This is a genomic window from Demequina iriomotensis (genome assembly GCF_000971395.1).
GTDB classification, from domain to species: domain Bacteria; phylum Actinomycetota; class Actinomycetes; order Actinomycetales; family Demequinaceae; genus Demequina; species Demequina iriomotensis.
This window is the reverse complement of record NZ_BBME01000009.1, coordinates 465,385-488,635: the sequence shown is the minus strand read 5'-3', so window position 1 is coordinate 488,635 and position 23,251 is coordinate 465,385. Positions and strand designations below refer to the sequence as shown.

Genomic DNA, 23,251 nt, shown 5'->3' with positions numbered 1-23,251 from the left:
CGCACGTCCTAGCGGAGTCCCGGCTTCCCCGCACCGTGCACGTCGGCACGGCCTCCGTGACCGTGACCCTTGCCGTGGTCATGACCGTGGCCCTTGCCATGGCCCGAGCCGTTGCCCTTGCCGCCGCCCTTCGACTGGCCCTCGACCAGGACCGCGACGGTGCGCGCGGGGATGGTCACGGTGCCGGTCTTCGCGGTGAAACGGGTGGTCCTCACCACCGGGTCGGAGCCCTTCGCGAGCGCGGGTGTCAGGCCGAACTTTCGGCCCTCGAGTTCGGGCAGCGTCTCCGTGATCGCGGCGGGCGAGGCGTTGAACACCACGAGCGCACCCGCGAGCCTCGGGTCGACGTCCTCGCCCACGAGGTCGTCGATGAGCATGACCACGAGCCCGGGCGTCGCCTCGGGCCCCGATCCGGGGAAGGTCACCTTCTCCTCGATCAGCTCGGCTGACCCCAGACGCAGCAGCGGCACCTCGGTGCGGACCTCGAGGAGGTCGAGCGCGGCGGCCTCAGCCGTCGCGATGGCGTCGGCGCCCGGCGTGAGGGACGCGTCCGCGAGCAGCGGCGCCATGACCTCCCACTTCGAGGAGTTGTCGGCGGCCGGGGGCAGGCCCGAGCCGAAGGTCGACTCCTGGCCCGTCCAGTCGATCCGGTTGAACCAGTCGCCCGAGTTGTAGCTGTTGCGGTCGAGCGACTTCGAACGCAGCAGCTCCGTGCCGGCATGCCAGAACGACGGCGTCTGCGCATAGGCGGTGGTCGCAAGCGAGAGGGTGTTCATGCGCACCCGATCCGCCATCGACGTGTCGGTCGGGAGCTTGAACACCCCGAGGTCGAACAGCGTCTCGTTGTCGTGGGCGTCGACGTAGGTGATCACCTCGTCGGGCTCGTCGGCGTAGCCGGCGGGCGAGCCCCGGTAGTCGAGCTCGTCGCCGCGGAGCACCTCGCCCGTCGAGGCGGTGAGCTCGTAGTCGCGGAGGTTGCCCGCGAGCCCCAGCTTCACCAGGTCCGTCTGGTGAGCGAGGTCCGCGAGCGCCGCCTCGTCCGTCCCGTTGATGGGAGCGCCGTTGTGGTCGGTCCCGAGCCCCGTGCCGAAGCCCTGCTGGAACGTCGACGAGCCGTCGACCGGGCTGCCGCCGTGCACGGCGTCGCGCAGACGGTCCGAGAAGGTGCCGATGCCCGTGCCGCCCAGGGCGCCCTGGCGCGCCTGGTCGAACAGCGCATCGTCCGCCACCTCGCCGAAGTTCCATCCCTCGCCGTAGAGGTAGATCGCGGAGCCGTCGACGCCGTCGTCCTCGAGGGTGAGGGCGTCGAGCGCCGCGCGGACGTCGAGCATGTTCTCGCGCGAGTGGTGGCCCATGAGATCGAAGCGGAACCCGTCGACCTTGTAGTCCCTGGCCCACGTCACCACCGAGTCGACCATGAGCCGGCCGGCCATGGCGTTCTCGGTCGCCACGTTCTGGCAGCACGTCGAGGTCTCGATCGCGCCCGTCGCGCTGAGGCGCTGGTAGTACCCCGGCACCACCCGGTCGAGCACCGACCGCTCCGCCTGGCCCGACGCCGCGGTGTGGTTGAACACCTGGTCGAGCACCACCTGGAGCCCGTCCTCGTGGAGCGCGCCCACCATCTGGCGGAACTCCGCGACGCGCGCGCCGCCGTCCGCGTCCACCGCGTACGAGCCCTCCGGCACCGTGTAGTGGAACGGGTCGTAGCCCCAGTTGAAGCCGTCCTCGTCGGCCACCGCCATTACGCAGGCCTGCTGCGCGTCGGAGTCGGGCGCGAAGGATGCGAGGTCGCAGTCGGGCTCGAGCTGCGCCGAGCGGTCCTCGTCGATGGTCGCGAGGTCGAAGGACGGCAGCAGGTGCACCGTGGTGATGCCCGCCCTCGCGAGCTGGCGCAGCTGCGCTCGCCCGGCACCGTCCTCGGTGAAGGCGAGGTAGGTGCCGCGCTCCACCTCGGGCACGGACTCGTCGCCGATCGAGAAGTCGCGGATGTGCAGCTCGTAGATGGTCTGGTCGACCGCGCGCTCGACGACGGGCGACGGGGTGTCCTCCCACGTCGCCGGTCGCCAGGCCGGGTCGGAGAGGTCGATCGCCACCGAGCGCTCCGAGTTGAGCGTGAGGGCCACGGAGTACGGGTCGGTGACCCGGTTGGTCTCGATCCCTCCGGTGGACGGCGCGTACACCTCGAGCTCCCAGAGGTACTCGGCGCCGTCGAGAGCATCGTCCGCGACGGTCCAGATACCCGTCGCCCCGTCGAGGGTCGCCGGATGCCGCGTCGGTTCGCCGCCCGCGCCCGGCTCCCAGGCGAGCAGCGTCGCCTGCTGCGCCGTCGGGGCCCACAGGTTCAGCGCGAGCCCCCCGTCGCCGTGGACCGCGCCGAGCCCGGTGCCGGCCGCCGCCTCGGCGTAGAGGTCGTCGAGCACGCCCGCGATCTGGACGCCGGTGAAGGCGGTCAGCGCATCGTCCGCGGACTGCGCGACCGCGAGCTGCCCGCGCAGCATCTCCTGCACGTCCGAGCGGGACGCGTCGAGGTGCAGCGCGACGTACCCGTCGAGCGCCCGGAAGCGCTCGAGCTGCTCCGCGGAGAGCCCCGCGGGGTCCACGGACAGGTCGACGCCGTCGCCGCCGGTGACGGCGCCGTCCGCGACAGCGAGCGTCGCGTCGGACGAGGCGTAGAGGCGGAAGGAGTCGCCGTCGCCGAGGCCGGCGGGCCACGCGAGGGTCTCCGCGTCGATCCAGTAGGCGCGCGACTCCCCGCTGCCGGGCAGCGGCGGGTTGGCGACCTCGATGTCGAGCACATGGGTCGCGACCGTGTACCTGAAGGTCACCAGCTCGCCGTCGTCGGTGGAGAAGGACATGTTCGCGCCGCCGGGAACGCCGTCCTGACCGTAGTTCTGGTCCCACGACAGGCCGTGCGCGACCTTGAGCTCGTACGCCCCGGCGGGGATGTCCGTGGTCGTGAACGTGTAGACGCCGTCCTTGTCGCCGTCGGCCATGAGGGTCAGCAGGCAGCCGGGGTCCCAGTCGCCCGGGCAGCCGAGCTCGCTCTGGTAGGACCCGGGCAGGGTGACGATGGGCCCCTCGGCGGTCGACTGCACGATGCCGCTGCGGGCGTCGAAGTAGAAGGTGATCTCGCCGCCGCCGTGCGTGATGCCGATGTTCGGGCCGTCCTGGACGCCGTTCGCGCCGAAGTTGAGGGTCCACGACCCGTCGATCGCGGCCTTGTACTGCCAGTCGCCCGCCGGCACGTCGAAGGTGCCGGTCCAGATCCCGGCGGGCCCCTCGGTGAGCATCGCCGCCTCGCAGGCGGGATCCCAGTCGCCCGCGCAGCCGATCTCGGAGTCGAGGTCACCCGCGATCGTGACCGTGTCGTACGTCGCCTCGGGCTGCTCCTCGACGGCCAGGGACACCGAGTGCCCGACCGAGGCGTAGGTCGAGGCCGCCGAGACCTGACCGGCGGCGTCCACGGAGACCGCGCGGTACTCGAGGAGCGTGCCGTCCGCGAGGTCGGGGACGTCGTGGAACACCCTCGGGGTCGGGGTCTCCGAGGTTCCGAGCGGGTGCCACTCGTCGGAGCCGACCACGCGCCACGCGAGGCTGGTCTGGCGCCACGCGCCGTCCGCCTGGGCGCTCACCGCGACCTGACCGGACAGGCCCGCGCCCGCGCTGGGCGTCGTCACCGTGAGCTCCGCGGCGGCCGCGGGCGCGCTCACCTCGCGGTCGGCCCGGAGCACCACCGCGCCCAGGGCGGGCACCGTCACGGTGGCGACCCCGGCATCGTCCGCCGTCACGGCGGCCGCCGTGCCGTGGATGCCGGTGAACGTCGCGCCGGAGGTGAGCGTCGGGATGTCGACGGTCGCGTCGACGCCGGTGTTGTTGAGCGCGACCAGGTGCTCGACGCGCTCATCCGGGTCGACGCGCGAGAACGCGTAGACGCCCGCGCCGTCGGCGACGTAGCGCTCGATCTGCGCGCCCGTGCGGAGCGCGGGATAGGCCTCGCGCAGCGCGGAGAGCTCGGCGATCTGCTGGTAGACCGGAGCGTCGGTGTCGTAGCGGTCGACGCTGCCGACGGTCTCCCCGGTGAGGAGGGCCTGGTCGGTGTACTCGGGCACCTGCGACGCGAAGAGCGACTGGCGCGCGCTCTTGTCGCTGCCCGGGTCGGCCCCCACGAAGCCCTGCTCGTCGCCGTAGTAGACCACCGGCTGGCCGCGGCCGAGGAACATCAGCTCGTTCGCGAGCATCGTCCGATCAAGCGGCGCATCCGTGTTCCGCATGAAGTAGCCGACACGGCCCATGTCGTGGTTGCCCAGGAACGTGGGCAGCGCCGTCGCGGAGCTGTCCGGGGTGGTGTAGCGGTCGTCGCCCGCGTACAACGTGCCCAGCCCCTTGGCGGAGTTGCCGCTCGCGTAGCTCACGGCCGACGACTGGAAGGTGAAGTCGAGCACCGAGCTCATGTCCGTGTCGCGGATGTACGGGGCGAGCTTGACCGGGTCCGCGTCGTAGACCTCGCCGAACATGAAGAAGTCGGGCTTGCCGTGCGCCTGCGCGTACGCGAGGACCTCCTCGCTCCACTGCTCCCAGAACTCGATGTTGACGTGCTTGGCGGTGTCGATGCGGAAGCCGTCGATCCCGAGGTCGATCCATCCCTCGTAGACGTCGACGAAGCCCTCGACCACGGTCGGATGCTCGGTCATGAGGTCGTCGAGACCCACGAAGTCGCCATAGGTGACCGACTCGCCCGTCCAGGTCGAGTCGCCGCGGTTGTGATAGAGCGTCGGGTCGTTGAGCCAGGCCGGGACCTTGAGGTCGGCATCCTCGGCGGCCACCACCGGGGTGTAGGGGAACGACGTGGCGGCGTCGAGGTCGGGGAAGTCCCCCGTGCCCGCGTAGTCGGCCGGGTCGAAGGGGTCGCCGGCCGCGGTCAGGTAGGGCTGGTCGGCCTGCTCGATGTACGAGTACTCGCCCTCCTCGTAGTCGATGACGTCCGCGGTGTGGTTGGTGATGATGTCGAAGTAGACCTCGATGCCGCGCGCGTGGGCGTCCGCGATGAGCGCCTCGAGCTCCTCGTTGGTGCCCAGGTGCGGGTCGATCTGCGTGAAGTCGGTGACCCAGTAGCCGTGATAGCCGGCGCTCGCATCCGCACCCGTCCCTTGGACAGGGCGGTTCTTGAAGGACGGCGTGAGCCAGATGGCTGTGGTGCCGAGCCCCTCGATGTAGTCGAGGTTCGCGGCCAGGCCTGCCAGGTCGCCGCCGTGGTAGAAGCCCTTGTCCGTCGGGTCGAAGCCGGTGGTGAGGCTGTCGCCCGCGAGGCCGCCCTCGTCGTTCGTGGCGTCGCCGTTGGCGAAGCGGTCGGTCATGACGAAGTAGAACTGCTCGTCGGAGCCGGCCTGCCGCACGGGATCGGCGACCAGGGCATCGTCCTCCGCCGTGTAGCCGCCGCCGATCGAGAGCACCTCGAGGCCCACGCGCTTGGCCGCGTCGTCGAACAGGAAGCGGAGCGTCGCGGGGTAGGGGAGCTCGAGCGGGATGTTGGCGGAGCCGCCGTCGAGGCCGTAGGACTCGTCCCACGCATCGTCCACCGCGACCTTGTACTGGAACGAGCCGGCGGGAACGTCGAGCTCGGCCGCGTAGAGGTCGGGCGTCCCGGTCGCGACGAGCTCGGTCGCGGCGCATTCGGGCTGCCAGTCCCCGGGGCAGCCGAGCTCCGACTGGAGGTCGCCGACGAGCGCGAACGAGCGGTCCGCGGCGGCGGAGGGGGCGGCGACGCCGGCGAGGGCGGCGACGGTCAGGACGAGCGCGAGGATCGTGAGGGCGGCGGTGCCGCGCGCCGTCGCGGACGACGGCAAGGCGTGCTGGGACAAGGGGATCTCCCTGGTTCGGGGCCACGACGGTGTGGCCTGGTCACGTCGTTGTGAAGCTGAATTGTCCGAATGTGGGCGAGCGTAGCGGCTGATGTAAGCGCTTGCAACAGGAGAGCGGAACGAAGGTCGACGGCACCGCGTGCCGCGGCGGCCCGCGCCGGAACCGCTTGACCGCCCCCACGTCGCCATGCGTCAATGGCCGTGCATCGAAGTCATCCGACCAGCAGGGCGCCCCCACGGAGCGCCACCGCCGACGCCGTCGATCCCCGCCTCCAGCATCCGCGCGATCCGTCGCCCGTGCCCCGAGGAGCCGATCATGCGATCGCTCGACGCCGCCCCCACGCCGGTCTCCCGAGACCGAGCGACCGGCCACTCCCCCGTGCTCACGCTGCTCGTCGTGCTCGCGACGCTCGGGATCCTGGTCTACTCCGCGTTCCTGCTCAACCCCGCCAACCGGGGCGACGTCATCCCGTGGGTGCTGGTGATCGGCGCGGAGTCCGTGCTGGTGTTCCATGCGCTGCTGTCGATGTGGACCATCCTCGCCGGCGCCGTCGACCCGCGCGGCTACGCCTACCACCAGGCGCGCGCCCAGCTGCTGGGCCGCTCGGCGACGGGCGACGCGACGGCGTGGCCGTTCCAGCTCGAGGGCCGGCGGGTCACGGTGGACGTGTTCATCACCGTCTACGGCGAGCCCCTCGACGTGATCAGGCGGACCGTCACGGCGGCCGTCGCGATGCACGGGAGGCATCGCACCTGGGTCCTCGACGACGGCCGCAGCGACCGGGTCCGCGAGCTCGCGACGGAGCTGGGCGCCCGCTACGTGCGACGCCTCAGCTCGGGCGGCCAGAAGGCCGGCAACGTCAACCACGCGCTCACCCTGGCGAAGGGCGAGCTCTTCGCGATCTTCGACGCCGACTTCGTCCCCGACCCCACGTTCCTGCTCGAGACGGTGCCGTTCTTCATCGAGGACGACGTGGCGTTCGTGCAGACCCCGCAGACGTACGGCAACCTTCACACCACGATCGCCAAGGGCGCGGGCTACATGCAGGCCGTGTTCTACCGGTTCGTGCAGCCCGGACGGAACCGCTTCAACGCGGCCTTCTGCGTGGGCACCAACGTCGTGTTCCGCCGGGTCGCCATCGACGACATCGGCGGGATCTACACCGACTCGAAGTCGGAGGACGTGTGGACGTCGCTGCTGCTGCACGAGCGCGGCTGGCGCTCGGTCTACATCCCCACCGTGCTCGCGATCGGCGACGCCCCCGACACGGTCGAGGCCTATGCGAAGCAGCAGCTGCGCTGGGCCACCGGCGGCTTCGAGATCCTGCTCACCCACCATCCGCTCAGCCCGCGCAGGAACCTCACCGCGGATCAGCGCATCCAGTACTTCGTGACCGCCACCTTCTACCTCACCGGGATCGCTCCGCTCCTGCTCCTGCTGGTCCCGCCGCTCGAGATCTACTTCGACCTGCGCCCCATGGCGCTGTCCATCTCCGTGAGCACGTGGCTGTTCTTCTACGCGGGCTTCTACCTCATGCAGATCGGGCTCGCGTGGTTCACGCTCGGCTCGTTCCGGTGGCAGACGCTCACGCTGTCGACCGTGTCCTTCCCGATCTACGTCAAGGCCTTCGTCAACGCCTTCACCCACCGCGACGTCGGCTGGACCGCGACCGGGAGCACACGCGCGCGGTCCCCGTTCAACTTCATCGTGCCGCAGGTGCTGTTCTTCGCGTTCCTCGCGCTCACCTCCGTGGTCGCCGTGTGGCGCGACTGGGACAACCGGGTGCCGACGCTCGCGACGGCCTGGAACCTCACCAACACCGTGATCCTGGGCGCGTTCCTGGTCGCCGCCGGCCGCGAGGCCCGCGCGCTGCGCCGGGGCGCGAGCGACGCGCCGCACGTGGACGCCCCGCGCACGGCCGCGCAGCCGAGCACGACGGTCATCGCGCGACCGGTCGAGGTGTCCGCGGGGCTCGCGGTCCGCGACGCCGCGCCCGCCTCGCGCACCTGGGATCCGCCCCCGGCGGCCGTGCCCGTCCCGGAGCCCGCCCACGCCGGCGCCACCCGCGCGCATCCCGCGCCGCCCCCGCCGCTGCTCGCGCATCGTCCCTCCGCTCCGTCCGAGCCGCCGTCGGCGCTCGTCGGGCGCCGCGCACGACGGGAGGCGGCACGATGACCTGGGGGAACCGGTTCAAGCTCGTCGCAGGGCTCCTGGTGGTCCTGCTGGTCGTCGCAGCCGCGACGCTCGTCTTCAACCGGCGGCAGACGCAGGTGCTCAGCTCCTCGGCACAGGTCGAGACGGAGCACTACGCCGTGGGCACCGACTACGGTGGGCTCGTGCTCGAGCGCTACGTCGACGAGGGCGACACGGTCCGCGAGGGCGAGCGCCTGTTCACCATCGAGAGCGTCACCCTGTCCCGGGACATCCGGCAGGGCCTGGCCTCCGCCGTCACGGGCACCTTCGCGAAGGACGGCACCGTCACGGTGCGCGCCGCCGTCGACGGCATCGTCACGGCGATCGACGTCGACGCGGGCGCCTACGCGGGCACGGGCGCCGTGATCGCCACCATCGACCGCGCGGGCTCCGCCTACGTCGAGGCGGAGTTCGACCTCACCGCGCGCGACTTCGGGCGCGTCGCCGATGCGGCCCCGGTGGAGCTGCGGCTGCCCGACGGCACCGTCGTGGGCGGCACCGTCGAGGAGCTCCAGGTCCAGACGGTCGAGGGCGCGGCCCACGTGACCGCGCGCGTCGCGTCGGAGGACCTCGCCGACGCCGCGCCGGCCGACCTCCTCCAGGCGGGCACCCCGCTCGACGCGACGCTGCGGCTGCGCGACGACGGCCCGCTAGCGGACGTGACCGCGGCGCTCGGGGACCTCGCCCGGCGGGTGGGCCTGTGAGGGCGCGCGCCATGGCGACCCTCGCGGCAGCGGCCCTCGCGCTCGTGGCATGCTCGGGCGCGGACGCCCCCGGCGCATCGTCCACCGCATCCGGTGGCCCAGGCGTGCGCGAGTCCGCCCCGGACCCGTCGATCCTGCCTGCGGCGGCCGACGCCGGCGTCGCCGCGCGCGTCGCGGACGGCGTGGTGCCTCCCACCAACCGCTGGTACTCGGGTCTCGCGTTCGGCGAGCCCGGGCTGCCGGTGTTCCCCGCGCCGCTGTCCTTCCAGGCCGTCGACGGAGGGTTCACGATGGGCCTCACGCGGCCCGTCGCCTCCGAGAACGCGATCCTGGCACCCGCGGTCGCGGACCTCACCGTGACCTTCGACGGTGCGAGCGGGTACGGCGAGGTGTCCGAGGCGACGCCCGTGGGCGTCACGCTCTCGCTCGGCGCCGCGGACGCGGTGCTCGCGCAGGGCGTGCCGGTGGTCGCGACCACCACCGAGGGCGGTGCGACGGCGACGCTCTCGGTCGCGTTCGCCGCGGCGGGCGACGGGCTCGCGACGGCCACCGTCGCCGAGACCACGTACGGCATCGCGGTCTCCGACGGGGCGGTCGACGGCACGTCGCTCACGCTCGACCCCGGCGGCTCGGCGCAGCTCTTCGCGGTGCCCGACGGCGGCGACGCCGCCGCGTTCGCCGCAGCGCTGGGGCCCGTCGCGCGAAGCGCCGACGCGTCGTACACCCTCGCGGACGTCGCGACGACTACCGTGACCTACGCCGACGAGCCGACGGTGGTCGCGGTACCGGAGGACCGGGCGGACGGTCTCGAGTGCACCCTGGGCACGTACGCGACCATCCACGGCACGTACGCGGTATGCGCCGCCGCCGACGTGTCATGGGACGTGCCGCTGGTGGACCCCAGCGCCTCGCTCGACCTGGCCTCGCTCACCGAACCCGAGCGCGAGGAGATCACGGCCGCGCTCGACGTGGACGCGGACGCCGCGCTCGAGCTGCCGGCCGACACCTACTTCGGGGCGAAGGCCCTGTACCGCCTCGCCAACCTCGTGCAGGTGGCCGATGCGCTGGGCGAGGACGCGATCGCGTCGCGCCTGCAGGACACCCTGGCGGGGCAGCTCGAGCTCTGGGGCGACCCCGACGGCTGCATCGCGCGCGCGGAGCGGTGCTTCACGTACGACGCCACCCTGCGCGGCGTGGTGGGGCTCGCGACCGCCTTCGGCTCGGAGCAGTTCAACGACCACCACTTCCACTACGGGTACCTCCTCTACGCCGCGGCGGTCGCCGGGGCACGCGACGCCGACCTCGCCGCGCGCATCGGACCCGTGATGGACCTGGTCGCCGAGGACATCGCCGCTCCTGGCACCTCGGACGCGTTCCCCGTCCGGCGGGCGTTCGACCCGGTCGAGGGCCACTCGTGGGCGAGCGGCATCAGCCCGTTCGCGGACGGCAACAACCAGGAGTCGAGCTCGGAGGCCGTGCTGGCCTGGAACGCGGTCGCGCTGTGGGCGGACCTGCGCGGCGACGGCGAGCTGGGCGGCTCGGCACGGTGGATGCTGTCCGCCGAGTCCGAGGCGGCGCGACGCCTGTGGCTCGCGCCGAACCTCGCGGCGTTCCCCGAGTACGGCCACGGCATCGTCGCGATCGAATGGGGAGCCAAGCGCGACTACGCGACCTGGTTCAGCGCGGATCCCGCGGCCATGCTGGGCATCCAGATCATCCCGGGCCAGCCGACGTCGATGGCGACCCTCGCCGCGATCCCGGCGGAGCGCATCGTCGCCACGGTCGACGCCGCGTGGGGCGCCGGGAGCCGGCCCGACCAGTTCGCGGACTATCTGCTGATGTACCGTGCGCTCGCCGGAGACGCGGAGCGCGCTGCCGCCTGGGAGTCCGCGGTCGCGCTCCCCGACGAGGCGATCGACGACGGGAGCTCGCGCACCTGGCTGCTCGCGTGGATCGCGGCGGCCGGCTGAGCGCGCGCCCGGTCTGTACGGATACGAGCGATATCTCCCCCGATCGAGGGTGAGAAAGTCTGGGAATCAGGCGAAAGCGCTTGTAGAAGTTGTGAGAAATCCGACACCATGTCACCGATCGTGCGCTCGGGACGATGACACCGGGTTCCGGCACCGCCTGACTCGCGGCCCTGCTCACGGTCACCCGCGCCCCGCGCGGGCGGCAACGGCGCCGATCGACCCCGTCCGTCTCGCACCCGTTGCCTGGTCCCCCCGTCTGGAGCCTCATGCCGTCTTCGTCGTCGCGTGCCGACGCGCGCTCGGACCACCAGCACATGGGATCCGAGCAGTCGCCGGTCCTCATCACCCTGGTCATCCTCGCCACCATCGGCGTGCTCGCCTACACGCTGTTCCTGCTCAACCCCGCGAACCGCGGCGACCCGCTGCCGTACGTCATGGTCCTGTCCGCCGAGCTCGTGCTGGTGGTCCACTCGCTCATGACCATGTGGACCATCCTCGCGGGAGGCCAGAACCCGCGTACCTTCGCGGTGCACCAGGCGCGCGCGGCGATGTACGGCCACACGTCGGGCGACCCGACCCGGTGGCCGCTCATCCTCGGCAGCCGGCGCGTGGTGGTCGACATCCTCATCACCGTCTACGGCGAGCCCCTCGAGGTCATCGAGCGCACCGCGACCGCAGCGAAGGCGATGCGCGGCGAGCACCGCACGTGGATCCTCGACGACGGCCGCAGCGACGAGGTCCGCGACCTCGCCGCGCGCATCGGCGTGAGGTACGTGCGACGCCTCAGCTCGAACGGCGCGAAGGCCGGCAACATCAACCACGCGCTCACCCTCGCGAAGGGCGAGTTCTTCGCCGTCTTCGACGCCGACTTCGTGCCCAAGCCCGACTTCATCGAGCACACGCTGCCCTTCTTCGTGGACCCGCGCCTCGCGTTCGTGCAGACGCCGCAGAGCTACGGCAACGAGGCGCACTCGGTGATCGCCAAGGGCGCCGCGTACATGCAGACGGTCTTCTACCGGTTCGTCCAGCCCGGCAAGAACCGCTTCAACGCGGCCTTCTGCGTGGGCACCAACGTGATGTTCCGCCGCCGCGCGGTCCTCGACGTCAACGGCATCTACACCGACTCCAAGTCGGAGGACGTGTGGACCTCGCTCATGATGCACGAGCGCGGCTGGAAGTCCATCTTCATCCCCGAGGTCCTCGCGGTGGGCGACGCGCCCGACAACGTCGAGGCGTTCTCCAAGCAGCAGCTGCGCTGGGCCACGGGCGGTTTCGAGATCCTGTTCTCGCACCCGCTGCTGTCGCGCAAGTCGAACCTCACGCTCGACCAGCGCCTGCAGTACCTCACCACCGCATCGTTCTACCTGACCGGCATCGCGCCGCTCCCGCTGCTGCTGGTGCCGCCGCTCGAGATCTTCTTCGACCTCCGGCCCGTGTCGCTGTCCATCACGATGCTCGAGTGGGCGCTGTTCTACGCCGGCTTCTACGCCATGCAGATCGTGCTCGCATGGTTCACGCTCGGCACGTACCGCTGGGAGACGCTCACCCTCGCGACCGTGTCGTTCCCCATCTACACGAAGGCCCTGTTCAACGTCCTGCGCGGCAAGGACGTCGGCTGGCAGGCGACCGGCACGCTCAAGCAGAGCTCGCCGTTCAACTTCATGATCCCGCAGATGCTGTTCTTCGTGTTCCTCCTCATCGCCTCGGGGGTCGCGATCTGGCGTGACGTAGGCAACGGCTTCCTCACGCTCGCGACCATGTGGAACCTGCTCAACACCGTCATCCTCGGGGCGTTCGTGGTCTCCGCGGGCCTCAACCTGCGCCCTCGCCTCAGCCGCAAGGCGCGCGAGGCGCAGGACGCTGACGACGACGACAGCGAGCTCGACCTCGAGCTCGCGCACATGCTCTCCGCCGCGGGCTGGCTCGCGGAGCAGGGCGCGCTCGTGAGCGCGGGCCCCGCCTCCGCGAGCGCGGACGATGCGCCGGCGGCCGTTCCTGCAGTCGTGGCCTCGTCAGGCGCCGCCTCGAGCGCCGCGGAGCCCGCGACGTCGCTCGCACCCGCCGGTCGCCGGCCCTCGCGCGCCACCGATCCGGTGGCGCCGCCGCCCGCCGCCGGCGTGGACGATGCTCCCGTCGTCGCGGACGTGGCGGCGGACGCGCCCGTCGAGGTGGCCGACGTCGACGCGCCGGTCGAGGCCGCAGTCGAGGCGGCCGCCGCGGACGAGCCCGAGACCCCGACCCCGACCGCCGACGCGGAGGACGATGCGGGTGTCGCCGACGCGCCCGAGGCCGAGGCCGGGGCCGAGGCCGCGCCGGCGTCGGTGGAGGTTCAGGAGGGCTCCGCGGCGACCGCCGGCGACGCGACCGCCGACCTCGAGGCGCCCATCGTCGACCTGCCGCCGGACCCGCCGTCGACGTATGGCCGTCGCGCCGGCGACGTGCCGCACGGCGCTCAGGGCGACGACGAGCCGCTGCCCGCGGGCGAGGCCGCGCCGCTCTATCCGCCGTTCGGCGCTCCCGCGCCGGCCTATGCGCAGGCCGCGCAGCCGGGCCAGCCGTACCCGTACCCGCCATACGGCCAGCAGCCGGGCTTCCCGCCCCCGGGGTACGGCTACCCGGGCTTCCCCGCGCCCGGCTACGGCCCGCCCGGGTACCCGCAGCAGCCGTACCCGGCGCAGCCGGCGGGCGGCATGCCCGGCTATCCCGAGCCGGCACCGCCGGCCCCGCAGCCCTCCTATGGGCAGCAGGGCTACCCGCCGCCGGGATACGCGCCCCCCGGGTACCCGGCGCCTGGATACGCGCCGCAGCCGTACGGCCAGCCGGGCTACCCCCCGCCGGGGTACGGCACGCCGCCGGGCTATGCGCCGCCGGGCTACCCGCCCGCGCCGCCGGTCGCGGACGCGTCCCCGCAGGCCGCCTGGCCCGCGCCGCCCCAGCCGGGCACCGTCCCGGCACCGCAACCGTCCACCGTGGTCGCCCGGCCCGAGCAGCCGCCGGCGCCGCCCGCATCGTGACCGCCACCCGACAGGAGACCACCGCATGTCATGGATGAACCGCTTCCGGTTCGGGCTCGGGCTCGTCGCCGTCCTGCTGATCGGGCTGTTCGGCACGGTGGTGTTCAACCAGCGCGAGCACCGCGTCGACAGCCTCTCGGGCTCGATCCGCGCCGTCGAGCACCCCGTGGGCACCGACTACGGCGGCCTGGTCACCCAGGTGTACGTGGGCGTGGGCGACGTGGTGGAGCCGGGTGACCCGCTGCTGGTCATCTCCTCGACCACGCTCGAGCGCGACATCGCCGAGGGCCTGGTGAAGACCGGGCGCGGAGGCGTGTCGAAGGAGGGCACCCTCACGGTGTCAGCGAGCGTGCCAGGCGTGATCACCGAGCTGCCCGTGGGACGCGGCAGCTATGCGTGGCAGGGCTCCCCCGTGGCGACCATCTCGGAGCAGGACACCCTGTACGTCCAGGCCGACTACCTGGTGAGCACGCTCGACTTCGGGCGCATCACCGACGTCGCCCAGGTCGACATCCGCCTGCCCGACTCGACGGTCCTCACGGGCCAGGTCGCGGCGATGGACGTCGAGGAGGCGGGCGACCAGTCGCTCGTGACCCTGCGGGTGAGCTCGGACGACCTGGTGTGGGGCTCGGTCGACGAGCTGGTCGAGCCGGGCACCCCCGTGCTGTCGACGCTCCACCTGCGCGACGACGGCTTCCTCGCAGGACCCGGCGACGCCCTCTCCAGCCTCATCCACCAGATCGGGCTGTGATCGCAGGGCCAGCCGAGACCGACTGGCCCTGCTGAGCGGGTGCCAGGAGGTGGAAGAATCTCCTGGTGACCCCCTCCCCCCTCGACCGCCGCGGCCTGGCGTACGGCGCATCGGCCTACTTCATCTGGGGCCTGTTCCCCATCTTCATGGCGGCCCTCGAGCCGGCCGGAGCGCTCGAGATCGTCGCGTGGCGCGCGATCTCGTCGCTGGTGGTGTGCCTCGCGATCGTCGCCGTGATCCGCGGCTGGTCGCGCGTGATGACGGTCGTGCGGGACGGGCGCGTCATGCTGCGCCTGGTCGCCGCCTCGGCGCTGATCGCGGTCAACTGGGGCGTCATGGTCTACGCCGTCGTCACCGATCGCGTCGCGTCCACGTCGCTGGGCTACTACATCAACCCGCTCCTCACGGTCGCGCTCGGCGTGGTGTTCCTGCGGGAGCACCTGCGTCGCCTGCAGGTGGTCGCGATCGCGGTCGCGGCGCTGGCGGTGGTGGTGCTCGCGGTCGAGATGGGCGGGCTGCCGTGGATCTCGCTGGTGCTGGCGACCTCGTTCGGGCTGTACTCGTTCATCAAGAAGGCCGTCGGGCACCAGGTGGACGCGCTCACCGGTCTCACCGTCGAGACGGCGATCCAGCTGCCCGTCGCGATCGTGGTGCTGGTGCTGGTCGCGCGCGCCGGCGACCAGACGCTGTTCGCCCGAGGCGCCGAGGGGCTCGGCGCGTGGCACGACGTCATGCTGCTCGGCACCGGCACATGGACCGCCGGCGCGCTCATCATCTTCGCGGCCGGGGCCCGCAGGCTGCCCCTCAACATCTCGGGGCTGCTGCAGTACATCGCGCCGACCATGACGTTCGCGCTTGCCGTCTGGTACTTCCACGAGCCGATGCCGGCGGCCCGCTGGGCGGGCTTCGCTCTCGTGTGGGTCGCGCTGGTGCTCATCACGGTGGACTCGTGGCGGGCGCGTGCTCGTGTGCGGGATCCCCGGGCGGCCGAGTCGGGCGAGGTGACGGAGCCGGTGTAGGCGCCCGCCCGCCCTCCCCGTGTGACAGTGACAACGGAATCCGGCGCGACACGCCGCGCATCGTGCCGTCAGGCGCGCATCGCGCGGCGTGTCGCCGCGAGATCCGTTGTCAGTGTCAGAGCGGTGCTGGGTCAGGCGGCGCGGGCCACCAGGGCGTCCGCGAAGGCGCGCAGCGCGGTCGCTGCGTCGCCCTCGGGCAGCTGCGCGATCGCGTCCTTGGCCTTGAGCGCCCACTCCTGAGCGAGCTCGGCCGTCCGGTCGACCACCGCGTGCGCCGCGAGGCGCGCCACCACCGAGGCGAGGGCAGCGTCGGAGGACAGGTCGCCGTCGATGTCGGCGAGCAGCGCGACGTCGTCGGCTGACGCCGTGCCCGACGCCACGAGGCGCCGTAGCAGCAGCACGGGCATGGTGGCCACGCCCTCGCGCAGGTCGGTGCCCGGCGTCTTGCCCGTGGTCGCGGCGTCCGAGCGCACATCGATCACGTCGTCCGCGAGCTGGAAGGCCACCCCCGCCGCCTCGCCGTACTCGGTCACCTGACGGACGATGCCGGCGGGGCAGCCGCCGAACATCGCGCCCAGCCGCGCCGAGGTCGCGATGAGCGAGCCCGTCTTGTCGGCGAGCACCTGCAGGTAGAACGCGATCGGGTCGTCGAGCTCGGCCGCGCCCACCGTCTCGTGGAGCTGGCCCAGGCACAGCCGCTCGAAGGTCTCGGCCTGGATGCGCACGGCCTCGGGTCCCAGCCCCGCGACCACGCGCGAGGCGCGCGCGAAGAGCAGGTCGCCCGTGAGGATCGCGACCGAGTTGCCCCACACCTCGTGCGCCGACGGCGCTCCCCGCCGCGTGGGCGCGGAGTCCATGACGTCGTCGTGGTAGAGCGTCGCGAGGTGCGTGAGCTCGCACACCACCGCCGCGTCGAGCACCTCGGGGCGCGTGCCGTCGCCCAGCTGGGCGCACAGCAGCGTCAGGACGGGGCGCAGCCGCTTGCCGCCGGCGTCGACAAGGTGGCGCGACGTCGTGTCGGCGAGCTTGTCGGACTGCGAGACGGCGTCGCGGAGACGCTCCTCGACCAGCTCGAGGCGAGGCAGCAGCTCCGCCTCGAGCGCATCGTTCCCGATCGCGAGGGTCGCCATGCGCTAGCCCGCCGCCCCCAGCAGGAGCACGCCAGCGTTCTCGAACGCCGACAGCACCGGGCCGGGCACGATGCCGAGCAGCACCACGAGCGCGGCGGCCACGATGACCACGAGCCGCGCGAGCGGGCTGAAGTCGATCTCGACCGCGTCCTCCTGGCCCTCCGGCACATCGGTGAGGAACATCAGCACGATGAGGCGGACGTAGAAGAACGCCGCCGCCGCGGACGCGATGACCGCCACGAGCACGAGCGGCCACGCGCCCTCGGAGATCGCCGCCGAGAAGGCGACGAACTTGCCGACGAATCCCGCGGTCAGCGGGATGCCCGCGAACGACAGCAGGAACAGCGCCATCGCACCGGCGAGCAGCGGCGAGCGCCGCCCCAGGCCGGCCCACTGGCCGAGGCGGGTCGCCTCGCCCAGCACGGTGCCGTCGTCCGCCTTCTCGCGGACCTGCGAGATGACCGCGAAGGCGCCCATGGTCGCGAGGCCGTACGAGGCCAGGTAGAACGGGAGCGCGCTGAGCGCGCCGTCGGGGAAGCCCGCGAAGGCCACGAGGATGAACCCCGCGTGCGCGACCGACGAGTACGCCAGCATGCGCTTGAGGTCGGTCTGCACCAGCGCCACGACCGTGCCGAGCAGCATCGAGGCGATCGCGATGATCCAGAAGAGCCAGGACAGCTCCCACTCGAGGCCGTAGAACGCCTCGTAGACCACGCGCAGCAGCGCGGCGGTCGCGGCGGCCTTGGTCGCGGCACCCATGAAGGCGGTGACCGGGGTCGGCGCACCCTGATAGGCGTCGGGGGTCCACGAGTGGAACGGCACCGCGCCGATCTTGAACAGGAGGCCGACCACGACCATGACGGCGCCCGCGAGGATGAGCGCGTCGAGGCCCGTCGCGGAGCCGATGCCCGCGGCGATCCCGGCGTACGCGGTGGTGCCGGTCGCGCCGTAGAGGAAGGCCGCGCCGAACAGCAGGATGGCCGACGAGAACGCGCCGAGCAGGAAGTACTTGAGGGCGCCCTCGTGGGAGAGGAACCGGCGGCGGCGCGCGAGCGCCACCAGGATGTACAGCGGCAGCGAGAAGACCTCGAGCGCGACGAACAGGAAGATGAGGTCCGTCACCGCGGCGAACAGCATCATGCCGCCGACCGCGAACAGCGCGAGCGGGAACACCTCGGTCACCTGGAAGCCCTTGCGGCGCGCGAGGGTCTCTTCGGACGATCCGGGCGCGACCGAGCCGAGCGGGGTGAACGCCTCCTCGCCCGCGCGGGTGCGCGAGGCGAACAGCAGGGTGCCCAGGACGCCGAACACGAGGATCAGCACCTGCCAGGCGAGCGCCTGGCGGTCGATGGTCACCATGTCCGCGAGGACCACGGTGCCCGCGCCGTCGAGCATCGTCCACTGGACGATGGCGGTGCCTGCGGCCGCGAGCAGCGCGACGAGCGACAGCACCAGCTGGACGCTGCGGCGACGCTCGGGCGTGCGCACGAAGGACTCGACCAGGATCGCGACCGCGGCCGCGCCGAGCACGATGATGAGGGGCGCGAGCGGCGCCCAAGCGATCTCGGGGGTCGTGAAGCTCACTCGCCTGCCTCCTGAACGGGAACGGTCGCCACGATGTCGGCCGAGGGCTCGCTGAGCACGTTGATGGCGATGCCCGGCAGGAAGCCGAGGACCAGCATGAGCGCGATGAGCGGCCACAGCACCACGCGCTCGCGGCGCGTGAGCTCACGGAACGATGCGCGGGCCTCGGGCGCCGGGCCCGTGAACACCTTCTGGTACGTCAGCAGCACGTAGAGCGCCGCGAGCACCACGCCGAGCGCGGACACGATCACCGCGGCCTTCGCGACGGAGAACGCGCCCACGAGCACCATGATCTCCGACACGAACGGCGACAGGCCGGGCAGCGCGAGGGCGCTCAGGCCGACCACCAGGAAGGTGCCGGCGAACACCGGCACGATGCGCTGGAGGCCGCCGTACTCGGTGACGTCCGCGGTGCCGCGGCGATGGATGAGGAACCCGACCGCGAAGAACAGCGCGCCGGTCGACAGGCCGTGGTTGAACATGTAGAGCGCCGCACCCTCGACCGAGGTCTGGGTGAAGGCGAAGATGCCGAGCACCATGATGCCGAAGTGGCTCACCGAGGTGAACGCGACCAGGCGGAGCATGTTCTTCTGGCCGATGGCGAGCAGGCCGCCGTAGATCACCGAGATCACCGCGAGGATGATGATGACCGGTGCGGCCCAGGCCGCGGCCTCGGGGAACAGCGCGACGCAGAGCGTCAGCATGCCGAAGGTGCCGATCTTGTCGAGCACCGCGACCAGCAGGGCCGTGGTGCCCGGTCGGGCGTTCTCCGCCACCGTCGGCAGCCACGTGTGCACGGGCACCATAGGCGCCTTGATCGCGAACGCGAAGAAGAACGCGAGGAAGATCAGGCGCTCGGTCGACGTGGACATCGACAGGTCGGTGAGGTTGTCCGTGAGGAAGGCCTGGTCGCCGCCGGGGCCCTGGAAGTACAGGGCCACCACGCCGACGAGCATGATGAGGCCGCCCGCGAGCGAGTAGAGCAGGAACTTCACCGCGGCGTAACGGCGCTGCGCGCCGCCGAACGAGCCGATGAGGAAGTACAGCGGGATGAGCATCGCCTCGAACAGCACGTAGAAGAGGAAGACGTCGCGGGCGGCGAAGATGCCGACCATGAACGCCTGGCTCAGCAGGATGAGCGCGAGGTAGCGCGTGCGGCGGTCCCCGTCGCTGTCCTCCCACCAGCCCGCGAGGATCGCGAGCGGCGTGAGGATCGCGGCGAGCACGATCATAAGCAGGCCGATGCCGTTGACGCCGAGCGCCCAGCTCGCGCCGATCTGCGGGATCCACGCGTAGGTCTCGGAGAACTGGATCTCCCCCGCGGTGGCCGTGTCGAACTGCAGGAACAGCACGACGGCGAGCGCAAGCTCGAGCACGGTGATGCCGAGCGCGATCTCGCGCACCCGGTCACGCGCGGCCGACGGCAGCGCCCACAGCACGGCGGCGCCCACAGCGGGGAGCGCCACCATGACGGTCAGGATCGGGAACATGGTTTAGAGACCCCCCTGGACCACGAGGAAGATGACGATGACGAGACCCACGAGCATGGTGAGCGCGTAGGAGCGGACCTGGCCGTTCTGGGTCTTGCGGACGGTCTCACCCGTGCGCGCCCAGCTGCCCGCCGTCTTGTCGACGGCCGCATCCACCACCGCCGCATCGGCGTAGACGAGGGTGCGGGTGAGGTGCGTGCCGGGGCGCTCGAAGACGCCGCGGTTGACCGAGTCCTGGAACATGTCGTTGCGCGCCGCGATGGTCGCGAGCGACGCCGCCGGCGCCGTCTCGGGGACATCGTTCGCGCCGTACTTGCGCCACGCGACCCACGCGCCGAGCGCGACCAGGACCAGCGTCGCGATCATGATGACCGCGACGGGCAGGACGGGCTCGTGGTGCTCGGCGTGGCCGGTGACCGGCTCGAGCCACGTGCTGAAGCGGTCGCCGACCGCGAGGAACAGGCCCAGGAACGCGGAGCCCACCGCGAGGATGATCATCGGCACCGTCATGAGGGCCGGCGACTCGTGCGGGTGCTGGTCGTCGGTCCACCGGGCCTTGCCGTGGAACGTCATGAAGAACAGGCGCGACATGTAGAAGGCCGTGAGACCCGCGCCGATGAGCGCGGCGCCGCCGAGGATCCAGGGCTGCGCCCCCTCGCCCACGAAGGCCGCCTCGATGATCTTGTCCTTCGACCAGAAGCCCGAGAACGGCGGGACGCCCAGGATCGCGAGCCAGCCCAGGCCGAACGTGACCCAGGTGGTGACCATCGCGGTCCGCAGCGCGCCGAAGCGGCGCATGTCGACCTGGTCGTTCATGCCGTGCATGACGGAGCCCGCGCCCAGGAACATCCCGGCCTTGAAGAAGCCGTGCGTGACCAGGTGGAAGATCGCGAACGCGTAGCCGATGGGTCCGAGACCCGCGGCGAGCATCATGTAGCCGATCTGCGACATGGTCGACGCGGCGAGCGCCTTCTTGATGTCGTCCTTCGCCATGCCGATCACGGCACCGAGGAGGAGCGTGAAGGCGCCGATCGCGGCGACGGTGGTCTGCGCGGCGGGCGCTCCCTCGAAGACGGGCGCCGAGCGCACGATGAGGTAGACGCCCGCGGTGACCATGGTGGCCGCGTGGATGAGCGCGGAGACGGGCGTCGGACCCGCCATCGCGTCGCCCAGCCAGGACTGGAGCGGGAACTGCGCCGACTTTCCGCATGCGGCGACCAGCAGCGCGAGGCCGATGGCCGTGAGCTGGGCGGTCGATGCGCCATCCACGGAGGAGAACACCGTGTCGAAGTCGAGCGCCCCGAAGGACGCGAACATGAGGCCCATCACGACGATGAGGCCCATGTCTCCCACGCGGTTGACCACGAAGGCCTTGTTCGCCGCGGTGGCGTACTCGGGCTTGTGGTTCCAGAAGCCGATGAGCAGGTACGAGGCGAGACCCACGCCCTCCCAGCCGACGAACAGCAGGAGGTAGGAGTCCGCGAGCACCAGCAGCAACATCGCCGCGACGAAGAGGTTGAGATACGCGAAGAAGCGGCGACGGTCCGGATCGTGCTCCATGTACGCCACGGAGTAGACGTGGATGAGCGTGCCGACGAAGGTCACGAGCATGACGAACGTCATCGACAGCGGGTCCACCAGGAGCCCGGCGTCGAGGTTGAGCTCGCCGCCCGGGATCCACGTGAACAGGTGCACGGCGTGCGACCGGTCGTGCGCGTCGAGGCCGAGCATCTGGATGAGCGCGCCGAGGCCGACCAGGAAGGCGGTTCCCGAGGCGGCGACGCCGACCCAGTGCCCCCAGGGGTTGGCGCGCTTGCCCGCGAGCAGCAGGAACGCGGCGCTGGCCAAGGGCACGGCGATGAGGAGCCAGGTGAGATCAAGCATGGTCAGCCCTTCAGCTCGGCAGGCTCGTCGAGCGAGATGGTCTGGCGCGCGCGGAACACCGCGATGATGATCGCGAGCCCGACCACGACCTCGGCGGCGGCGACGACCAGGACGAAGAACGCCATGATCTGGCCGTCGATCTCACCGTGGATGCGGGAGAAGGCGACAAGGGCGAGGTTGGCGGCGTTGAGCATGAGCTCGACGCCCATGAACGCGATGATCGCGTTGCGACGCAGCAGCACGGCGGCCGCGCCGATCGCGAACAGGATGCTCGCGAGGATGACGAAGTTGATGGGATCCATCAGCGGTCGCCCTCCTTGCGCGACGGGTCCTCGAGGGCGGCGCGGAACTCCTCGCCCTCCTGGGTCTGGCTGCGCACCTTGAGCACGCGCGACACCGAGTGGACGATGGGCTCGCCCTGCGGGTCGAGCGCCGGCACGTCGAGCGCGTTGTGGCGGGCGTACACGCCGGGCATGGGCTTGTTGACCGGGTCGGCGCCGACGAGCACGCGGTCGCGCTGAACCTCGAGCTGGGTGCGGCGCGGGCGCAGGCGCGGCGTGTGCGTGAGCACCAGGGCGCCGACCGCCGCGGTGATGAGCAGGAAGCCCAGCACCTCGATCACGAGCACGTACTTCTCGAACAGCATGATCGCGACCACGTCGGGCTCGCCCACCGCGGGGGTGTCCGCGACGGCGATCGAGACGCGGCCCACCACGGAGACGAGGAACGCGCCCAGGCCGGCGGCGGTGAACAGGCCGATCCAGCGCTGGCCCTTGATGGTCTCCTTGAGGTCCTCGCGCTGGTCGACGCCGACCAGCATGAGCACGAAGAGGAACAGCATCATGACCGCGCCCGTGTAGACGACGATCTGCACCATGCCCAGGAAGGGCGCACCGAGCGTGACGTATGCGGTGGCGAGGCCGACCATCACGAGCACGACGGACATCGCGACGTGCACAGCCTTGCGGGCGAACAGCAGCGACAGCGCCGGGATCACGGTGATCGCGGCGATGATCCAGAACAGCACCGGGCTAACCACGGGCGGCCTCCTCGGCGGTGCGGTTCTCGGGCAGCGTCGGGTCCTCGGGACGGTGCTCGCGCACCCACTCGACCTGCTCGTCCACGGCGCCGGTGACCTCCTGGCGGTAGTACGAGCCGTCCGTGGTGCCGGGCACCATCGGGTGCGGCGCCGCGAGCATGTTCTTGCCCATCGGCGCGAGCAGATCCTGCTTCTCGTAGATGAGGCCCTCGCGGGTCGGTCCCGCGAGCTCGTACTCGTTCGTCATCGTGAGCGCGCGCGTCGGGCACGCCTCGATGCACAGGCCGCAGAAAATGCAGCGCAGGTAGTTGATCTGGTAGACGCGGCCGTAGCGCTCGCCGGGGCTGACCTGGTGGTCGGGCGTGTTGGAGTCCGCCTCGACGTAGATCGCGTCCGCCGGGCAGGCCCACGCGCACAGCTCGCAGCCGATGCACTTCTCGAGCCCGTCGGGGTGACGGTTGAGCTGGTGACGGCCGTGGTAGCGCGGCATGGTCGGGTTCTTGACCTTGGGGTACTGCTCCGTCACGGTCGGACGGAAGAAGTTCCTCAGGGACACCCCGAAGCCCGCCACGGGCGCGAGCGCCTCGAGGAACGGGCCGCGCTTGGGGAAGTTG

General features: G+C 71.5%; 14 protein-coding genes. 6 read left to right on the top strand and 8 right to left on the bottom strand.

The genetic code is table 11. From position 1 onward, the window contains the following. Window positions 1-8 precede the first annotated feature (8 nt). Entirely contained in the window at window positions 9-5,858 is a 5,850-nt protein-coding gene (gene pulA / locus AOM09_RS02310) for a pullulanase-type alpha-1,6-glucosidase (protein ID WP_228375029.1), read from the bottom strand. 316 nt (window positions 5,859-6,174) lie between these two features. Between pulA and AOM09_RS02305 the strand changes: the two genes are divergently transcribed. From AOM09_RS02305 to rarD, 6 genes are all read left to right on the top strand, one after another. Further along, on the top strand, window positions 6,175-8,034 hold the full coding sequence (locus AOM09_RS02305) for a glycosyltransferase family 2 protein (RefSeq protein ID WP_062383713.1): 1,860 nt from the start codon (window positions 6,175-6,177) through the stop codon (window positions 8,032-8,034). Beyond that, the gene (locus tag AOM09_RS02300; protein ID WP_062383710.1) at window positions 8,031-8,756 is read left to right on the top strand and encodes an efflux RND transporter periplasmic adaptor subunit; all 726 of its coding nucleotides are present in this window, start codon (window positions 8,031-8,033) and stop codon (window positions 8,754-8,756) included. The genes AOM09_RS02305 and AOM09_RS02300 overlap by 4 nt, the downstream gene beginning before the upstream one ends. Before the next feature lie 11 nt (window positions 8,757-8,767). Continuing rightward, the gene (locus tag AOM09_RS02295; protein ID WP_062383706.1) at window positions 8,768-10,726 is read left to right on the top strand and encodes a glycosyl hydrolase; all 1,959 of its coding nucleotides are present in this window, start codon (window positions 8,768-8,770) and stop codon (window positions 10,724-10,726) included. A 314-nt stretch (window positions 10,727-11,040) separates the two neighbouring features. After that, the gene (locus tag AOM09_RS15485; protein WP_228375028.1) at window positions 11,041-13,740 is read left to right on the top strand and encodes a glycosyltransferase family 2 protein; all 2,700 of its coding nucleotides are present in this window, start codon (window positions 11,041-11,043) and stop codon (window positions 13,738-13,740) included. Between the two features lie 25 nt (window positions 13,741-13,765). Further along, complete coding sequence (locus AOM09_RS02285; protein ID WP_062383700.1) at window positions 13,766-14,491, top strand: HlyD family efflux transporter periplasmic adaptor subunit; 726 nt, start codon at window positions 13,766-13,768, stop codon at window positions 14,489-14,491. A gap of 65 nt (window positions 14,492-14,556) precedes the next feature. Next, a complete protein-coding gene (gene rarD / locus AOM09_RS02280) occupies window positions 14,557-15,510 on the top strand; it encodes an EamA family transporter RarD (protein ID WP_062383697.1) in 954 nt (317 codons plus the stop codon). 131 nt (window positions 15,511-15,641) lie between these two features. On the opposite strand, the gene AOM09_RS02275 is transcribed toward rarD, so the two are convergent. Genes AOM09_RS02275 through nuoI form a run of 7 tightly spaced genes read right to left on the bottom strand, consistent with a single transcriptional unit; the run spans window position 15,642 to window position 23,208 of the window. After that, complete coding sequence (locus AOM09_RS02275; RefSeq protein WP_062383694.1) at window positions 15,642-16,640, bottom strand: polyprenyl synthetase family protein; 999 nt, start codon at window positions 16,638-16,640, stop codon at window positions 15,642-15,644. A gap of 3 nt (window positions 16,641-16,643) precedes the next feature. Further along, a complete protein-coding gene (gene nuoN / locus AOM09_RS02270) occupies window positions 16,644-18,224 on the bottom strand; it encodes an NADH-quinone oxidoreductase subunit NuoN (protein ID WP_062383691.1) in 1,581 nt (526 codons plus the stop codon). After that, window positions 18,221-19,714 carry an NADH-quinone oxidoreductase subunit M gene (locus tag AOM09_RS02265; protein WP_062383688.1) on the bottom strand — a complete coding sequence of 498 codons (1,494 nt, stop codon included), beginning with the start codon at window positions 19,712-19,714 and terminating at the stop codon, window positions 18,221-18,223. The genes nuoN and AOM09_RS02265 overlap by 4 nt, the downstream gene beginning before the upstream one ends. Before the next feature lie 3 nt (window positions 19,715-19,717). Further along, the gene (gene nuoL, locus AOM09_RS02260; RefSeq protein ID WP_062383685.1) at window positions 19,718-21,598 is read right to left on the bottom strand and encodes an NADH-quinone oxidoreductase subunit L; all 1,881 of its coding nucleotides are present in this window, start codon (window positions 21,596-21,598) and stop codon (window positions 19,718-19,720) included. Between the two features lie 2 nt (window positions 21,599-21,600). Next, window positions 21,601-21,900: an NADH-quinone oxidoreductase subunit NuoK gene (nuoK, locus tag AOM09_RS02255; protein WP_062383682.1), complete on the bottom strand. Its 300-nt coding sequence runs from the start codon at window positions 21,898-21,900 to the stop codon at window positions 21,601-21,603. Then, a complete protein-coding gene (locus AOM09_RS02250) occupies window positions 21,900-22,637 on the bottom strand; it encodes an NADH-quinone oxidoreductase subunit J (RefSeq protein WP_082098739.1) in 738 nt (245 codons plus the stop codon). Before AOM09_RS02250 ends, nuoK begins: the two co-directional genes overlap by 1 nt. Beyond that, complete coding sequence (gene nuoI, locus AOM09_RS02245) at window positions 22,630-23,208, bottom strand: NADH-quinone oxidoreductase subunit NuoI (protein ID WP_228375045.1); 579 nt, start codon at window positions 23,206-23,208, stop codon at window positions 22,630-22,632. Before nuoI ends, AOM09_RS02250 begins: the two co-directional genes overlap by 8 nt. Between the last annotated feature and the right edge of the window lie 43 nt (window positions 23,209-23,251).

Bases quoted from the DNA above. Each gene is read 5' to 3' on its own strand.
- AOM09_RS02305 (WP_062383713.1), top strand. From the start codon at position 6,175: ATGCGATCGCTCGACGCCGCCCCCACGCCGGTCTCCCGAGACCGAGCG.
- AOM09_RS02300 (WP_062383710.1), top strand. From the start codon at position 8,031: ATGACCTGGGGGAACCGGTTCAAGCTCGTCGCAGGGCTCCTGGTGGTC.
- AOM09_RS02295 (WP_062383706.1), top strand. From the start codon at position 8,768: ATGGCGACCCTCGCGGCAGCGGCCCTCGCGCTCGTGGCATGCTCGGGC.
- AOM09_RS15485 (WP_228375028.1), top strand. From the start codon at position 11,041: ATGGGATCCGAGCAGTCGCCGGTCCTCATCACCCTGGTCATCCTCGCC.
- AOM09_RS02285 (WP_062383700.1), top strand. From the start codon at position 13,766: ATGTCATGGATGAACCGCTTCCGGTTCGGGCTCGGGCTCGTCGCCGTC.
- AOM09_RS02275 (WP_062383694.1), bottom strand. From the start codon at position 16,640: ATGGCGACCCTCGCGATCGGGAACGATGCGCTCGAGGCGGAGCTGCTG.
- AOM09_RS02265 (WP_062383688.1), bottom strand. From the start codon at position 19,714: ATGTTCCCGATCCTGACCGTCATGGTGGCGCTCCCCGCTGTGGGCGCC.
- nuoL (WP_062383685.1), bottom strand. From the start codon at position 21,598: ATGCTTGATCTCACCTGGCTCCTCATCGCCGTGCCCTTGGCCAGCGCC.
- nuoK (WP_062383682.1), bottom strand. From the start codon at position 21,900: ATGGATCCCATCAACTTCGTCATCCTCGCGAGCATCCTGTTCGCGATC.